This window comes from Sinorhizobium prairiense (assembly GCF_029201645.2).
Classification (GTDB): Bacteria; Pseudomonadota; Alphaproteobacteria; order Rhizobiales; family Rhizobiaceae; genus Sinorhizobium; species Sinorhizobium meliloti_A.
This window is the reverse complement of record NZ_CP104132.1, coordinates 79574-95213: the sequence shown is the minus strand read 5'-3', so window position 1 is coordinate 95213 and position 15640 is coordinate 79574. Positions and strand designations below refer to the sequence as shown.

Here is a 15640-nt window from a genome sequence, read left to right as displayed (position 1 = left end):
AACTGGGCAGCAACCACGAGGTGGTTGCAAAGGGGTCGGCGAGCAAGCGGCCTACATGCCAGCAAGCGCGGAGGACATAGCAACGCGCCGCTCCGAGACGAGTGCAGGAGTGTCCGAAATGTTGGCGCCCGTCTGCAGCAGATCGGCAGGCAACAAAAAGGTCGGGCAAACCCGACCTTCCTCACATCGCTTCAATTCCAGTGCCAGTACATCCGTCGTCAAAAGTCTCAAGCGACTTGCGGCCCCGCGAACATCCTCAGACGCTCACCAGCAAGGCCGATGCGCAAACATATAGAGGCAGATTGTGTTCGCAACAAGTTCATCATGCTCCTTGCGGCTATCTTCTTACCGCATCAGACCCGCGGCCCGAAGCGCATCGTTTATGACCTTGGCGATCTTGCCGTCCGACGCGGTGCCGATGGCGGTCGCCCGCGATCTTGCGTAGCGCAATGCCCTTTCTACCGTGGATGACGCCACATCGGGTTCTTCCCGGCGGACAAGACTACCTGCTGCTTCAACCTCCTCGACATCTACCTCTGTGGCCAGACCCCATGAACGGGCGATACGCACAGTAGAGGAAATCCCAGTCTCAAGCATATGCGGACCGGCTCTCCCGATCCCGACATCGCTGTTCGTCGCCAGAGGAACGCCGTGGCCCATGCCTTGAACCAAATAGGTCTCGACGACCTGCCTGCCTTTCGTGTCGAGCCAAACTTTCCGGCTATGGCCGTGTATCAACTCGCTCCAAGTCGGCTCGGTAGCGAGGGCGTGCACGCCGGACCACTGCTTGACGATCTGGTCGGCATTCCTGGGTCGGACCGTCTGGTCATGCGTGCCGTGCCAGATCGAAACCGAAGGCCAGGGCCCGCGATGGTTTGATGCGCTCTTGAGTACGGATTGGAGCCTGGAGACAGTCGGCGGATTGCGGCCTTGCATGCGCTCGAACGCCTCCGCGACCGTGCCGGCCACGCCATAAGGCAACCCGCTGATAATTGCGCCGCCCGCGAATACGTCGGGATAGGTCGACAGCATGACATTCGCCATCGCGCCGCCTGCTGAAAGGCCCGTGACAAAGATGCGTTTGGGATCGATGCCCTGCGACCGGACGAGATGACCGATCATCTGCCGGATGGACAGCGCCTCTCCCGCGTCCCGCTTGATATCGCCTGGCTCGAACCAGTTGAAGCAGAGGTTGGCATTGTTCGATCGCTGCTGCTCGGGATAGAGCACCGCAAATCCGCGTCGCTCTGCGAGTTGAGACCAGCCGGATCCAGTTGCATAGCCCTCTGCTGTCTGTGTGCAGCCATGCAGCGCAACCACAAGCGGGGCGTCGGGGGCCATGATCGACGGCAGAAACAGCCACGCCTTCAATGTTCCGGGATTTGAACCAAACCCGGCGATTTCGACTAAGCGGTGATTTTGTGGGGGCTTGTTGAGCAATGCCGTCTCCTCGGCCGCCAATTGGGCCTGAACTGTTGATGTGGGGACGATTGCTGCGTCGCACAATGGAATTCTCAGATTAATTCGCAGATGCACATTTCTGGGGCCTTATAGGCGCTACAAATTCGATTGGAGCGGCAGAGCCGCCAAGAAAATCAGGGGCAGGAATACCCACGTGTTCTGCCCATTGTTGCGGCGTGTGCATAGCTGCAGTGCAACATAGACGCTGGCGTACGGCCCCGGTCCGAGTATGATCAGTTTCATCGAAGCGCTGCACCTCCTCCCGCAACGCTTCGAAATTCAGACGGCCTACTCCTCCTCAAGGGACGTCTGGTGGAACAGCGGCACTCCTCCTCCCAAGTCGCTGTTCGGTTCTTTCAGGAAAGCCTGCCGCACCTCCTCCCGCGGCAGGCTTTTCTATTTCGGGGTGGTGGCCCGTCAGAGCCCTAGATCAAGCTGGGACTGCGGTTGCGCATCGCCGACTTCGGAGGCCTTCAGCGTTGAAAAGCGTTACGCCAAGCAGCCGCACTGGCCGCCTGAATGGATAGACTGTCGCCAAGAGATCCGTCCCCGCAGCAAGGACGTCAGGAATGCCCGCAAACGCCACCGACCCGGTCCGGCTCCGCGTCGCCTGGGCGAAGTCCGAGTACTTCATTTTCACGTCACCTTCTTGCCGCTGATGCCTTGCGCCTCGCAGTAGCGCCAGACCTTTTCGGCAAGGGGCTTTAGCTCCGCGGTCGCCAGACCGAGATCAGCGATGTCCTCAACGAAGGTATCCTCCGCGCCCACGGACTTGCGGATTCGATTGGGCTTGACCTTGCGCTCATCGATGCCGCGGGCGATGCCATAGAAATACGGACCCGACTTGCCGAAATGCTCCGCCAGGAATTCAAGCGTTTCTCCTTGAGATCGAGTCCGGTCTCGATCCCATATTTCCGCATGCGCTCCGCAGTCGCCGGCCCGACGCCATGGAATTTCTTGACGGGGAGGGCCTCGACGAAGGCCGGCCCGTTCTTCGGCGTGATCACGGCCTTGCCGTTGGGTTTGTTGAGGTCGCTTGCCATCTTGGCGAGGAACTTGCTGTGGGAGATGCCGGCCGACGCGTTGAGGCTGGTGACCGCTTTGATCTTGGCGCGGATCTCCAGCGCGATTTCGGTGGCGATGTCCATGCCTTTCAGGTTCTCGGTAACATCGAGATAGGCTTCGTCGAGCGGCTCGATCAGCGGCGTCTATTCCGCAAAGATTTCCCGGATCTGCTGGGATACTGCCTTGTAGACGTCGAAGCGCGGCGGCACGAAAATCAGGCCCGGACATTTTCTCTTCGCAGTCACCGACGGCATCGCCGAATGGACGCCATAGGTGCACGCCTCGTAGCTCGCGCCGCGACGACGCCGCGCGCGGCGGAGCCGCCAACCGCAACTGGTTTGCCGCGCAGGTCTGGATTATCGCGCTGCTCCACCGACGCATAAAAGGCATCCATGTCCACATGGATGATTTTCCGAATGGGGATCGAGTCATGTCGTTCATGGCGGCTTCAGCGATGGCGATGGGATCGGGATCATCCGAAGAACCTGCGCCGAAACAAATAGGGAACATACCAGCCTTTCCCGCGATATCAACTGTTCGACTGGCCTGGGCCCACGCGGCCCGTGAAACTACGGACCGCCAGCGGCGTTGTCGTCCTGTGACCATCGACGAGCGGGAGGCAGATGCCCGCGCCGCTCCTCGTACCACTGGAAGGGTCCGCGACACCAATGGCTGACAATCTTTCGAAATACCGTGCCAAGCGCGATTTCAAGAAGACCAGCGAGCCGAGCGGTGAAGCGTACGTTATCTGCGCAATGACCGCATGGAGACCGCCGTGGCGTCGCTCTCGCCGCGCGCCCGGCCCGGCGCCACCGTCTCGATGCCGCTCAACTGGACGCAGGTGAAGTCTGATCTCGACCCGAAGCTTTACCGTCCGAACCGTGCCGGCGCTGCTTGCGAAAACCACTGCCTGGCAGGACTATTGTGACGGCGAGCGGCCGCTCGAACAGGCGATCAATTGCCTCGGAAAATCCAGACGGGCCGCATGATCGCGACAAGGTGCTGGCTCGGACCATGACCGATGGACGAAGAAACGAAAGACCAATCTTCCAGGCCCACCCGTGTGGGTGCGACGACCAACCTGCCGCATGACCGAATAACGGTGGCACGGTTTCGGGAGGCGTTCCCGCGGGCGCGCTGGAGCGACAGGCTGAATGCCTGGTTCGTGCCGGGTCGCACCGCCGAGAAGCGCATCAGCCGCTGGCTGGCCGAGATGGAGGCGGAGGCGGATAGATTCGCGGATGAAAAGGGCAGGGACGCGTGCGCCTTCGACCCGATCGAAAGCCGCTACCTCACGGCGGCACCGACGGGCTTTCAGATCCGGACGCCCTATTCCCGCACGGTCGTCAACGAGATCCGGGAAATTCCATATGCACGCTGGGACGCCGATCGCCGGCTATGGACCGTTCCTTACCGCTCGTTCGATGAACTCCGCAAGCGATGGCCCACGATCGAGGCGGCGGCCGAGCGCAATGAGCCGGAAGCACGCCGGGCCCGGCGCGAAGCGATCAGGGGGACGGAAGAAGACGAGGCATGCAAGGCGAGGATGAGGGAGCGCCATCGGAAACGCTATCCCGTTCCTGCCGATGATGTTCCGCCCTCCGACCGCGCCATCGGAACGCATGTCGGCGTCGTCTTCTTCCTCGGCATCGACGGCGAACTGGCCGATCCGGCGACAGTCACCGCGTTCTACTTCCCCGCCGTAGATGGCGAGGAATATGTCTGGGCGTCGTGGCAATCGGGGTCGCTGGAAGAACTAGTCACAACCTGGCCTGCACGAACGCCGCCGAACGAGCGCGAGCTCAAAAGGGGCTGGTGGATACCTGATCTAGAGGAACTGCGGATCGCGCGGCGCGACGCCAAATCCAGGCGCCGGGCCAGAGAGCGCGAGGACAAGAAGGAAGCTCCCGGTGAAAGACCAGCAGACAGTGCTTGAGGAGTTCCGACGCCTGCCGCCGATCCCGCCGCGCGAAATGGTCGGGCTTTGGAATGGACGCGGCATCCCGACGGGGCATCCATTCGACGGTGTGCTCGAAAATCTCGGCTGGTTCGGCAAACGGTTCACGCCGGATTTGCGCGCCGATGCCTTGCTGTTTCGATCGGGAGACCGGCGGCTGGTTGCCGTTGATCCGAAGTGGATCCCGCTTCGGCTGGCATTGCGTTTTCACGAGGTCGGGAGAATACGCATGGCGAGCAACCTGTTTTCCTATCTTCACCGCCGGCTGCGGGCGAGGGCTCCGGTCGCTTCGTTGAAGACAATGGTGTTTGGCGGCGTCGAGAGCGCGGCCATGGTCTATGACTACCAGCCGATCGTCGACTATTTCCGGCGGATCGATGCGGACAGGATCATGGGCGCGATGACCATCAGGAATCACGAGCGGATCTATTTCTTCGAACTCCAGCGCGTCGACGGACCTTGAAATCCGGGCAGCTGGTCATCATCTATCGCTCACACCCGTATCGATGATCGCCTTGCCGAGCAGCTTGTCTGCCGCGCGGTTGTCCGGGTCTGACAGGGCGCTCCCCGCAAGGGTCGAGCGCCCTGTTCTATTGTCGGCCGGGTCCAAATCTCGGTGGCGTCATACTGAGAACCATTTCCGTTCCTAAGGGTTCGCTCCTCGTCAGGAGGTCCAAGCTATGAAGCCTGAACAATTCCTTGAACGCTGGAAATCGGAGCATATCGACAGCGGCACGCAGCAGAGCGACGCGTCGAGGCTGGTCGAGGATCTTCTCGCGGATGCGGAGAAGGAGGGCATCAGCCGCGACATGCTGGTGGAAGCGGCTGGCGGCGGGCTCGTCAACTATATCGTCGGCGCTATCAAAGAGGCGGTCGAGGAGGAGCTCTGGTAGCGGTCATTCGCGGCGCGGCTCGCCACCCTGCCTTTCAGAGGGTCGCTCGTTCGCTCATGTCAAACACCGCGGCATTTCGGCATGCATGACGCGTAGGCTCGCCTTTGGAAATTCAACACCATCGACATGACCCGCGGCGTCGCAGCCCACATCGCGGATGCTGGCCGGCTCGCCGGTCGATCGTGCTCCGAGCTCAAGGATAACGCTCGGTGCGACATAACCTGATCCGCTGTTCACGACCTCGTAGTCGAGATAGAGCGTATCGCCCTCGATGCGGATCCGTGCGGGAAGGGATTGATCGCGCACTGCCGCTGCAATGACCGGCTCTACCGACTCGGCGACCCAGACAGGAAGGCGCTTTCGCACTTCGCTTGTCCAGCGCTTCTCCTCGCTGCGGGTTTTCGGCGGTGCCTCGTCATTGTAACCGACAAGATCGGGAGCCAAAGCGCGGATATCGTAAGTCAGATCGATGTCTTCCGAAAAGCGTTGAATGGCGCCATAGGCTTTCGAGAGCGAGGTGCCGCCCTTGAACACCAGGTGCTCGCCAAGTTTTGACGAGTAGAGCGTCTCGAGTGTCCAGGCGACCCAGACATCCTTTTCCAGCAGATGAATGGGCCGTCCAGTGCGGGCGGCTGCGACAGCCAAGGCCTCACGCCTGTCGTCTTTTGACAGTGCCAGAAAACGGTCAGCCATGCGCAGCCCTGCCCACGCTTCTTGCGAGCCACGTCGGAAACTGCGGTGCTGCGGCCACCAACTCGCCAAACTCGGCCGGCGGGAGCTTTTGCTTGATGCTCGATAGTGCCTCCTCGGCCTTCTCGGGTCCAAGCCATGCAAGCGCCCGGACCGCCACGCCAGCCGGCCGGTCGGCCAGAGCCAGCTGCCAGCGAGGCACGTGCTTGAGCTCGACACTCTGTCTTCCAAGATTCATTGTCCGGCTGCGGCCGGATGTCAGGTAGACGGAGCGGACCGGGACCTGGGTGGTCAGGCCCAGGGCATTCGCCGCGGCGGCGCCACTGGGAACGATGATCTCGCCGCGCTGCTGCGCCACTGCCTCCACGGCCTGTTCGACCGTCGGCGGTCTGCTCCCAAACCGACTTTTGACGGGCCGCATGTAGATGCCACGACCAGCCCGGACGAGCTCTCCGCGCTCGGTCAACCGCGAAAGGGCCTGGTCGACCGCGGCACGATCCCCGAGATGCAAAAGGCTCTTTGCCGAAAGGGGAGACCCTTCCGGCATTTGGCGGCGGACCCGGAGGGAGACACTGTGCGGGTATCTGACGACCGGCACCGGTCAAAGGCGCGTCAAAATAGCATCAGTTGGGTAACCGGCTCGCCTGCTTTGGCAACGATCGTGGCGCCATAGGGCTCATGCGACGTGACAACGATTACATCGTCGGGAAGCGGCCGGGCAAGCGCCTTCGCTTCATCCCATCGCGCCCGTGATCTGAACCCTTCAAACTGGACCAGTTTTGGTAACACTGATGAATTTTTCCGCATATTAGATATTTTGAAGAAAGCACGCGGAACAAACCAATAGGATCGTAGTTTGCATCCGTCTCTCAAACGCGGATGTGCAATGAACCTCTCCAGTTCGCTTTCTCCAGCGGCACATACCGTGTCTGCCCACAACACGCCCCTTATTTGTTTCTCTCACTTACGCTGGGATTTTGTGTTGCAGCGCCCGCAACACCTGATGAACCGCTTTGCCAAAGATCGCAAGGTCTTCTTCTTTGAGGAATTTATTCCGACAGACCATCATCTCGCCTATCTCGAAATCCATTCATTCGACGGGACGGCGGTCAAGGCCGTTCGTCCCCGGGTTCCGCATGGATGGAGCGAAGGCGACCGGGTACAGGCGTTGAGAAGACTGCTGGATGATCTTCTCGGGCTTTGCGGCGCGACACGGCCAATTTTGTGGTTTTACACTCCGTTGATGTATGATTTCGCCAGCCATGTGGATGCGTCGGCAGTCATATATGACTGCATGGACGAACTGGCGAATTTCAAATTTGCACCGCCCCGATTGAAGGAAACGGAGGCTGCGCTCATCGTTCGGGCCGATGCGGTATTCACGGGAGGGCATAGCCTTTACGAGGCGAAGCGCCATCTGCATGCCAACATTCATCCTTTTCCATCGAGTGTCGACGCAAGCCATTTTCAGACCGCACGGCTGAACTGTGAGGAGCCGTCCGATCAACGGACAATTCCCGGCTCGAAACTCGGATATTATGGCGTTATCGACGAGCGCCTCGATCTGGCGCTGATCGGTGCAGTGGCCAAAGCAAGACCAAACCTCTCCTTCATCTTTATCGGTCCGATCTCCAAGATTTCACCGGATGATCTGCCGAAGGCTCCAAACATCCATTATCTCGGACAGAAGAGTTACACTGAACTGCCGGCCTATCTTTCGGGATGGATGTGGCGTTGATGCCGTTTGCCCTCAACGAGGCAACGAAGTTCATCAGCCCCACGAAGACGCCGGAATATCTGGCAGCCGGACGGCCAGTTGTCAGCACGCCGATTACGGATGTGGTGCGTCATTACGGTGATGTGGGTGGCGTATTTCTAGCTGGAAACGCCGATGATTTTGCTACGGCATGCGAAAGTGCGCTTACCCTGAAAAGGTCAGGCACGGGTTGGCTGGCATCAGTCGATACTATGCTTGCGGGGTCATCCTGGGACGAGACATTCCTTGCGATGAATGCTCTGATGGATGACGTTGTGACACGGCGGATCGTGCCCGAGCTGCCTCCCAAAAGAAGCCATCCTCAAAGATCAGGCGCCGCGTCTTCTTTGGTTTACGATTATCTGATTGTCGGTGCAGGGTTTGCCGGTTCGGTCCTGGCAGAGAGACTTGCATCCGATGGCAATAAGCGCGTGCTTCTTTGCGACCGACGACCTCATATCGCCGGGAATGCCTATGATTTCCACAATGAAGACGGCATCCTGGTTCATCGATACGGACCTCATATCTTCCACACCAACAGCGAGGTCGTCTTCAACTACCTGTCGCGTTTTACCGCTTGGAGACCCTACGAACATCGGGTACTTGCACAAGTCGGCGATCATCTATTGCCTGTTCCCATCAACAGAACGACGCTGAACGCCCTTTACGGTCTTGACCTCAAGAACGAGGCGGAAGCAGCGCTGTTTCTGGCCAGCCGCGCCAAGCCGTGCGGTGCGATCGTGTCGTCAAAGGATTTGGTCGTGTCACAGATCGGCAGTGATTTGTACCGTGCATTCTTTGAGGGTTACACCCGAAAGCAATGGGGGCTTGATCCCGCGCAGCTCGACAAGTCGGTAACGGCGCGGGTGCCGACGCGCACAAATACGGACGACCGGTATTTTCTCGACACTTATCAGGCGATGCCGCTTCATGGGTATACCGAAATGTTTAAAAAGATGCTGGCTCACGAGAACATCACCGTCATGACCGGCACCGAGTATGCCGACATCCACCGGGACAGCCTGGCAGCGCATACGATCTTCACAGGGCCAATCGACGAATATTTCGGTTACCGCTTTGGCCGACTGCCGTATCGCAGCCTGAGGTTCCAGCATAAAACGCATGACATCAGTCGCGTGCAACCCGTAGCCGTCGTAAACTATCCGTCTGAGGCCGTGCCTTATACCCGCGTTACCGAATACAAGCATCTAACCGGGCAGATCCACCCGAAAACCAGCATTTCCTATGAGTTCGCCTGTGCCGACGGAGACCCCTACTATCCGATTCCGCGACCGGAAAACCAGGCGCTCTACAAGCAGTACGAGGCCTTGGCACTAGCGCGCGCGGACGTAACGTTCGTCGGACGACTGGGAACCTACAAATACTTCAATATGGACCAGGTTGTTGGTCAGGCGTTAGCAACCTATCGGCGGATGGTGAAGACAGTCCTGAGCGACGCCATGACTGCCAGCGCTCAATGAACACACGTTTGCGCATAGTGCTTGCGACCGACAGCGTCGATCCATCCGGAATGGGTGAACACATGCTGACGCTCGGTCGGGTGCTCCAGGGCCAGTTCGACGTGACGCTTGCCGCCATCGATGGGATCGAAGCCGCCCTGCTGACAAGGGCTGCGCGTTGCGGCTTCGCGGTTAAAGGCATCGATGATAATGGGTCGTTCGAACATTGGCTGGGGTTTTCGGGCGCTTCTTTGCTCCACGTCCACGCTGGCATCGGTTGGGAGGGGCATGAGATAGCGCGCGCAGGGGTCGCCTGCGGCATCCCGGTTATCCGTACGGAGCACCTTCCCTATCTGCTCACCGATACCGAGCAGAAGGAGCGCTATGCCAGTGAGAGTAACGCTCTTGCGCATCATATCGTCGTTTCGGAAGCATCGAAGTTCAGCTTTGAGAGCAACGGGGTCAATGCCAACCGAATGACGGTCGTCCGCAATGGGATCTTCTCGCTGGGCACACGGAACATTGCCGATCGCAGCAAAGCCGCACTTGGGCTCGACGGCAAAAGCGTCCTCATTGCGGTGGCGCGCTTTTCTAAGCAGAAGGACCACGCCACTCTGATCAGGGCAATGCCGGCAGTATTAGCGGCGGACCCATCGGTCGTTTTGCTTCTTGTGGGCAAAGGCGAGGAGATGGATGCTGTTCGGGCACTGGTCGAAGACCTGTCGCTTGGCCCGCATGTCCAGTTTCTGGGGCATCGCGTCGACGTCGACCAGTTGATGGGCAGCGCCAACCTTTTCGTCCTGCCGTCGCGATTTGAAGGGCTTCCCTTAGCAGTGCTCGAAGCAATGTCGATCGGACTGCCTGTCGTCGCGACCCGTATCGGCGGCACTCTCGAGGCGCTTGGATCGGAACATCCGTTCCTGGCTGAACGCGAAAATCCATCCTCATTGGCCCGCGTGCTGATCGAAGCTCTCAGAGACCCGGAACGGGCGAAAACGGTCGGCCGGGCCGGCCAGGACAGGTTTCACACTCAATTTTCAGCGCAGCGAATGGCGGACGAAACCGCGGCTGTTTATCGGCGATTTCTTTCCGAGCGGACGGAGAATAAACAAGGACATCATTTCATGGACAAGACACGTGTCGGCTTCATTGGCGTGGGGGGCATCGCGCACCGGCATCTCGATATCTTCGCCGGTTTCGAGGACGTGGCACTCGTTGCTTTTGCAGACCCGGACTTCGGACGCGCCGAGCATGCCGCGTCGCGGTTCGGTGCGAAGGCGTTCGAGAGCCACAGTGCGATGCTGGAGAAAGAGGCGCTGGATGCGGTCTATATCTGCATTCCCCCTTTGCCCATGGCGATGCCGAACGGGATCTGATCGCGCGTGGCATCCCGTTCTTTGTCGAGAAGCCTATCACGCTCGATATCGGCCTGGCGGAGGAACTGTCTGCCGCGATCGAAGCCGCAAAGCTGATCACCGCTGTCGGTTATCATTGGCGCAATCTCGATACAGTAGAGGAGGCGCGCCGGCTTCTGGCCGAAAATCCCGCTCAGCTTCTTTCGGGCTATTGGCTGGACCAGACGCCACCGCCGCAATGGTGGTGGAAGAACGACCGCTCGGGCGGCCAGATGGTTGAGCAGGCGACCCACATCATCGATCTGGCGCGATACCTCATTGGTGAAGTCACGGACGTTTATGGCCGTGTCGGCTTCAAAGATCGGCCCGAATTTCCAGGCCTCGATGTGCCGGCGGTGACCACTGCGAGCCTCACCTTTCAGTCGGGCGTTATCGGCAACATCTCCTCGACATGTCTTCTCGGTTGGAGCCACAGGGTCGGACTGAACATCTTCGCCGACCGACTTGCGATCGAGCTGACTGACCATGACATCATGATCGATGTGGGTGCTGGGCGACCAGTGCGGCATGCCGAGGGTGATCCCGTCTGGCGTGAAGATCGCGATTTTGTCGACGCGGTGCGCGGGGAAATAATAACATTCGCTGTGCCTACGCGGATGCGCTGGCGACGCACCGGCTCGCGCTCGCGGTCGCATCCTCGGCGCGCAGCGGCGAGCCGATAAAGCTCGATCCGCCTGTCATAGTCCGCAACGCCGTGACGACGCTGCAGTATCCACCGTCGTCCGAGGCCTCTCAGGGATTATCCGCAGGCCATCGTGCCGTTCGATCTCTTGGCATCGAAGGGCCCGGAAAAGCATTCTTCTTCCACTATGAAGAGGGTCCGCCCGCTGACGGCCATGTCCGGTTGGAAACGCTCTTTACCGGTTTTTCCGCCGGCACCGAACTTACCTTCATGAAGAACACCAATCCTTACTTCCACTCCCGTTTCGATAGCGAGCGTGGCGTGTTTGTCGAGAACGAGCCGGATCTTCACTACCCGGTGCCTTTTCTGGGATACATGGAAGTGGCGCGCGTCTCGGAGTCGAAGGCGGTAGGCTTCAAGGAAGGGGATGTCGTTGCCGCGACCTACGCGCACAAAAGCGGCCATACTGCCGATCCATTCCTCGACTTGCTGGTGCCCTTGCCAGCCGAAATCGATCCCGTTCTCGGCGTCTTCGTAGCGCAGATGGGCCCTATCGCGGCCAACGGCATTCTACACGCGGATGCGGACGCTTTGGGAGCAACGTATCCTGTCTCGGAGTTGGCGTTGCGGGGCGTCACGTGGTCGTGCTCGGAGGAGGCACGGTTGGATTGATGACGGCGCTTTTTGCGCAGAAAGCGGGGGCCTTGGAAATCGTCGTTGCCGATCCTTCGGCGTTTCGGCGGAACAAGGCGCGGGGCATGGGTCTGATTGCGATGACCGAGGATGAGGTCTGGCAGCACGCCAAAACGCGGTGGCATAACGGCGGAAGTGATCGCGGCGCCGATGTCGTGTTTCAGACACGGGCGCACCCGTGGAGCCTCCACGTCGCGCTGAAGGCACTGCGCCCGCAGGGCACGGTGATTGATCTCGCATTCTATCAGGGCGGCGCCGAGCGGCTGCGGCTAGGCGAAGAGTTTCATCACAATGGCCTTAACATCCGCTGCGCACAGATTAACCGCGTACCCAGAGGACTGGCGCCGGCCTGGAACAGGCGCCGGCTTGCCGAGGAAACGATCCAGCTCGTAAAAATCCACGGAGCTCTCATTCGCGAGCATATGATTACGCATGTCGTTCCATTCGACGATGGGCCAAAATTCCTCGCTGATCTGGTGGAGAACCGGCCGGAATTCCTGCAGATCGTCTTTAAGGTCAGCGGATGAGGCCGCTTGAGCCACCACTCCGTATTCTGTTCGTCTTCGCGTGGCTGGTGGTCGGGGGCGAGGAGACGGAAGTCCGCCTTCTGGCTCGTAGTCTCAATCGAGTTCGCTACCGGATAGATGTTGTCGCCTGTTTCCATAAGCCCAACATGCCCAGCCAGACGCATGAACAATTGACGGCCCTGGGCGTCGACGTGGATACGACGCCTTACGATCTGTCCTTCGACGACACGGTTTCCTATCTTGCAAATAAGATCCCGGGATATGACGTCGTGGTCGCGTGTCAGAATGTTGCAGATATCTACCCGGCGTTGGAGCGTGTCCATCTGCGACCGCCCCTGATCGAGCATGGTGGACTTGTGTCCGAAGCGCTGGCAGGGCCGAAGCATTTCACCAGTCGCTATGTCGGCGTCTGCCGATCTATACGCGACGCCGCTGCTTCGGTCATGCCGGGGCGCGCAGAAGATGCGATCGAAATCCCCTCGATGGTCGATCTGACGGAGTTCGACGCTACCCAGCGCGCCGCAACGCGTGCGTCGCTTGGTGTAGCGGATAATACAGTTCTTATCGGCTGGGTGGGGCGGCTCGATCCAAAGAAAAATGTCGAGGATTTCATCGAAGCAGCGGCAATCGTGCATGCGGAAAATGAGTCTGCGCGTTTCGTGATTGTAGGTGGTCCGGACGCGTTTATGCCGGATTATGCCGTGCAGCTGCAGTCGCTAGTCGCTTCGTGCGGGCTGGGCGATGTGCTGACTTTTCTTGGGGACCGGAAGGATATTCAGGCGCTTCTGTCGGCTTTCGACATTTTCACCTGGCTGTCGAAGGGCGAAGGTATGCCGCATGTGATAGCGGAGGCGGGTGCGGCCTGCTTGCCTGTTATTGCGACGCCTGACAACGGCGCCTTGCAGCAGATCGATGATGGAGTGTCTGGCATATTCGTGCCCTATAACGACCCGGCCGCGGTCGCGGCGGCGATGAAGAAACTGATCGCGTCAGCCGATTTGCGCAGAAAGCTCGGACAGGCTCTGCGTTCAAAGGTGGAAACCCACTACAGTGTGGCGGCCGTAGTACCCCAGTGGGAAAGCGTCATCGAGAAGGTCGTCGACGAGAGGCGGAAGTCGGGCCCCGCGGGCATATTCCAGTCCTTTCTTCAGGGCGGCTTCGAGTGTTCTACGCATCGCTTGCGTCCACGCGAGGGGAAATTACCGGAAAACGCCTGGATGTGATCGCCGCGACTGGGCATGATATCTATGCGGCGGAGGACTATGCGCAGCTCGCTCGCCATGCGATCCGCACCGTGCGCGACGGATTGCGCTGGCACCGGATTGAGACGGTCCCCCGGAAGTACGACTGGTCAAGTTTCCTGCCGATGCTCAGGGCAGCGAAGGAGACCAGGACGCAGGTGGTCTGGGATCTGTTGCATTATGGCTGGCCCGACGCCATCGACATCTGGTCTCCGGATTTTGTGACACGTTTCGCGCGCTTTGCGGGTGCTGCAGCAAGTATCGTCCGGCAGGAAAGTGACGCCGTGCCATTTTACTCGCCCGTCAACGAGATCTCGTTCTTCTCGTGGGGCGGCGGCGACGCCGGCTACCTCAATCCTTTTGCCAATGGGCGCGGCTTCGAATTGAAGGTTCAGCTAGCGCGTGCTTCTATCGAGGCGATGGAAGCCATTCTTGCAGTGGATCCGAGAGCGCGCTTCGTCCACTGCGATCCGGTGATCAATGTTGTCACCGATCCGTCGCGCCCTTGGGAGCGGCGCGCCGCTGAGGGCCACCGTCAATCCCAGTTTCAGGGCTGGGATCTGCTTGCGGGACGGCTCTGGCCGCAGATTGGCGGTGCTGATAAGTTTCTCGATATCGTTGGCGTGAACTACTACCATAACAACCAATGGATTCACGGCGGGCGGCCGATCGATATTGATCATCCGCTCTACAAGCCACTCAGGACAATTCTGATCGAAACATATGCGCGATATGGTAAACCGCTCTTTCTCGCGGAAACGGGGATAGAAGCGGAACGACGCGCCGATTGGATAACCTATGTTTACGCCGAGGTCAGAGCCGCTATGGACGCAGGAGTACCCGTAGAGGGCATATGCCTTTATCCAATTATCTCTCATCTCGGCTGGGATGACGAGCGGCCTTGCGAAAACGGTCTGTTTGCGGCGCAGATTTCGGGTGATGGACGTGCAGTATATGCACCTCTTGCCCGTGCTTTGCGAAAGATTCAGCGCAGGCTTGAATTTGTCCCGGGCCACAATCCGCGATAATGCACGCCGAAGTTCTAAGCTGCAGTTTCCGGGGCAGGCCGCCCCTTATTCCGATATCATTCCTTTTGCTGCAACTGGTTCTTGCCAGGCGATATTCGACGCGAAGCAGGCGAGGCTCTCTCTCTGTTCGGGAATGATCCAGACGATTTGCTCGAGGCACAACGTCGCAACCTAAAGAATATACATGACCGGACTGTCCGCCGGCGGCGCAAGGGCGAAAGTCTTGCTTTCGACCGTCCCGAGACCGTTGCTAGGGCGCGATTATTGCCGGCCTGCCATATGCAAACCGCGCTTACCGTCTCGGAGGCATTCGAGCGGATGCGCGGGCAGGGCATCCCGAAACCGCGAGAACTGCGCGACAGAGTTCTCGCAGCATCCATTCATTCGGGACCATGGCCGGCAACTCCGTCTGCATGGTCCGAGGGACAGTACGGTTGCGGTCGTAAACGCGCACGCAATCGTCGAACAATGGCGCGGCGTGCATGACCCAGGTAGAGAACCGAGCCTTACCGAAACCGTGGACGGGCAGGCGCGGAAGATCTGGAAAGACAATAGCGGCAGGGAACACGTCAATCTCGACGAAGGAATGGTGCGTGGCCTGCCGCGCCACGTTGCGGGACGCGGCCCCTACATGCTCGACGTCGTATATCGTCGACTGTCCACATTGCCTATCCGATCTGAACACGGTTCTTTTTGTCGATAAAATCCCAACGGTCATCGGCGACGCTCTTAGATTAGCCGGGCGGACGCGTTGAACGGAGTTCGCGCGCCAAGTTTCACAGGCGGCGGATCCTCGAAGAGCAACGAAAGGGGCTGATCGAGATATCCGGCG

5 protein-coding genes and 7 pseudogenes are annotated in these 15640 nt (G+C 59.4%); 7 read left to right on the top strand and 5 right to left on the bottom strand.

What is annotated here, in order from left to right; genetic code table 11:
* Window positions 1-345: 345 nt before the first annotated feature.
* Both N0Q91_RS20035 and dinB read right to left on the bottom strand, forming a co-directional pair.
* The gene (locus tag N0Q91_RS20035) at window positions 346-1440 is read right to left on the bottom strand and encodes an extracellular catalytic domain type 1 short-chain-length polyhydroxyalkanoate depolymerase (RefSeq protein ID WP_275598471.1); all 1095 of its coding nucleotides are present in this window, start codon (window positions 1438-1440) and stop codon (window positions 346-348) included.
* 438 nt (window positions 1441-1878) lie between these two features.
* A pseudogene (gene dinB, locus N0Q91_RS20030) lies at window positions 1879-2920 on the bottom strand (DNA polymerase IV).
* A 351-nt stretch (window positions 2921-3271) separates the two neighbouring features.
* Between dinB and ligD the strand changes: the two are divergent.
* From ligD to N0Q91_RS20010, 4 genes and pseudogenes are all read left to right on the top strand, one after another.
* A pseudogene (gene ligD / locus N0Q91_RS20025) lies at window positions 3272-3515 on the top strand (non-homologous end-joining DNA ligase LigD); the annotation flags it as partial.
* A gap of 32 nt (window positions 3516-3547) precedes the next feature.
* On the top strand, window positions 3548-4462 hold the full coding sequence (locus tag N0Q91_RS20020) for a hypothetical protein (RefSeq protein ID WP_275598470.1): 915 nt from the start codon (window positions 3548-3550) through the stop codon (window positions 4460-4462).
* A gap of 37 nt (window positions 4463-4499) precedes the next feature.
* A complete protein-coding gene (locus tag N0Q91_RS20015) occupies window positions 4500-4946 on the top strand; it encodes a DUF4334 domain-containing protein (RefSeq protein ID WP_375341894.1) in 447 nt (148 codons plus the stop codon).
* Between the two features lie 217 nt (window positions 4947-5163).
* Window positions 5164-5376 carry a DUF768 domain-containing protein gene (locus tag N0Q91_RS20010; protein ID WP_037418696.1) on the top strand — a complete coding sequence of 71 codons (213 nt, stop codon included), beginning with the start codon at window positions 5164-5166 and terminating at the stop codon, window positions 5374-5376.
* 75 nt (window positions 5377-5451) lie between these two features.
* Here the strand turns inward: N0Q91_RS20010 and N0Q91_RS20005 are convergent.
* The 3 genes and pseudogenes from N0Q91_RS20005 to N0Q91_RS19995 form a co-directional block, all read right to left on the bottom strand.
* Window positions 5452-6069 (bottom strand): annotated as a pseudogene (locus tag N0Q91_RS20005) (nucleotidyl transferase AbiEii/AbiGii toxin family protein); the annotation flags it as partial.
* Window positions 6062-6613, bottom strand: a complete 552-nt coding sequence (locus N0Q91_RS20000) for a DUF6088 family protein (RefSeq protein ID WP_275598468.1) — start codon at window positions 6611-6613, stop codon at window positions 6062-6064. The gene N0Q91_RS20000 and the pseudogene N0Q91_RS20005, both read right to left, overlap by 8 nt.
* A gap of 65 nt (window positions 6614-6678) precedes the next feature.
* Window positions 6679-6816, bottom strand: a pseudogene (locus tag N0Q91_RS19995) (SOS response-associated peptidase); the annotation flags it as partial.
* A gap of 253 nt (window positions 6817-7069) precedes the next feature.
* Here N0Q91_RS19995 and glf point away from each other — a divergent pair.
* The 3 pseudogenes from glf to N0Q91_RS19980 all read left to right on the top strand — a co-directional run bounded on the left by glf (window position 7070) and on the right by N0Q91_RS19980 (window position 14808).
* Window positions 7070-9303: pseudogene (gene glf / locus N0Q91_RS19990) on the top strand (UDP-galactopyranose mutase).
* Window positions 9300-12539 (top strand): annotated as a pseudogene (locus tag N0Q91_RS19985) (glycosyltransferase). The pseudogenes glf and N0Q91_RS19985 overlap by 4 nt, the downstream one beginning before the upstream one ends.
* A pseudogene (locus N0Q91_RS19980) lies at window positions 12536-14808 on the top strand (glycosyltransferase). The pseudogenes N0Q91_RS19985 and N0Q91_RS19980 overlap by 4 nt, the downstream one beginning before the upstream one ends.
* Window positions 14809-15640: the final 832 nt, after the last annotated feature.

Coding starts and splice junctions, on each gene's coding strand:
- N0Q91_RS20020 (WP_275598470.1), top strand. CDS start 3,548: ATGGACGAAGAAACGAAAGACCAATCTTCCAGGCCCACCCGTGTGGGT.
- N0Q91_RS20000 (WP_275598468.1), bottom strand. CDS start 6,613: ATGCCGGAAGGGTCTCCCCTTTCGGCAAAGAGCCTTTTGCATCTCGGG.
- N0Q91_RS20010 (WP_037418696.1), top strand. CDS start 5,164: ATGAAGCCTGAACAATTCCTTGAACGCTGGAAATCGGAGCATATCGAC.
- N0Q91_RS20015 (WP_375341894.1), top strand. CDS start 4,500: ATGGTCGGGCTTTGGAATGGACGCGGCATCCCGACGGGGCATCCATTC.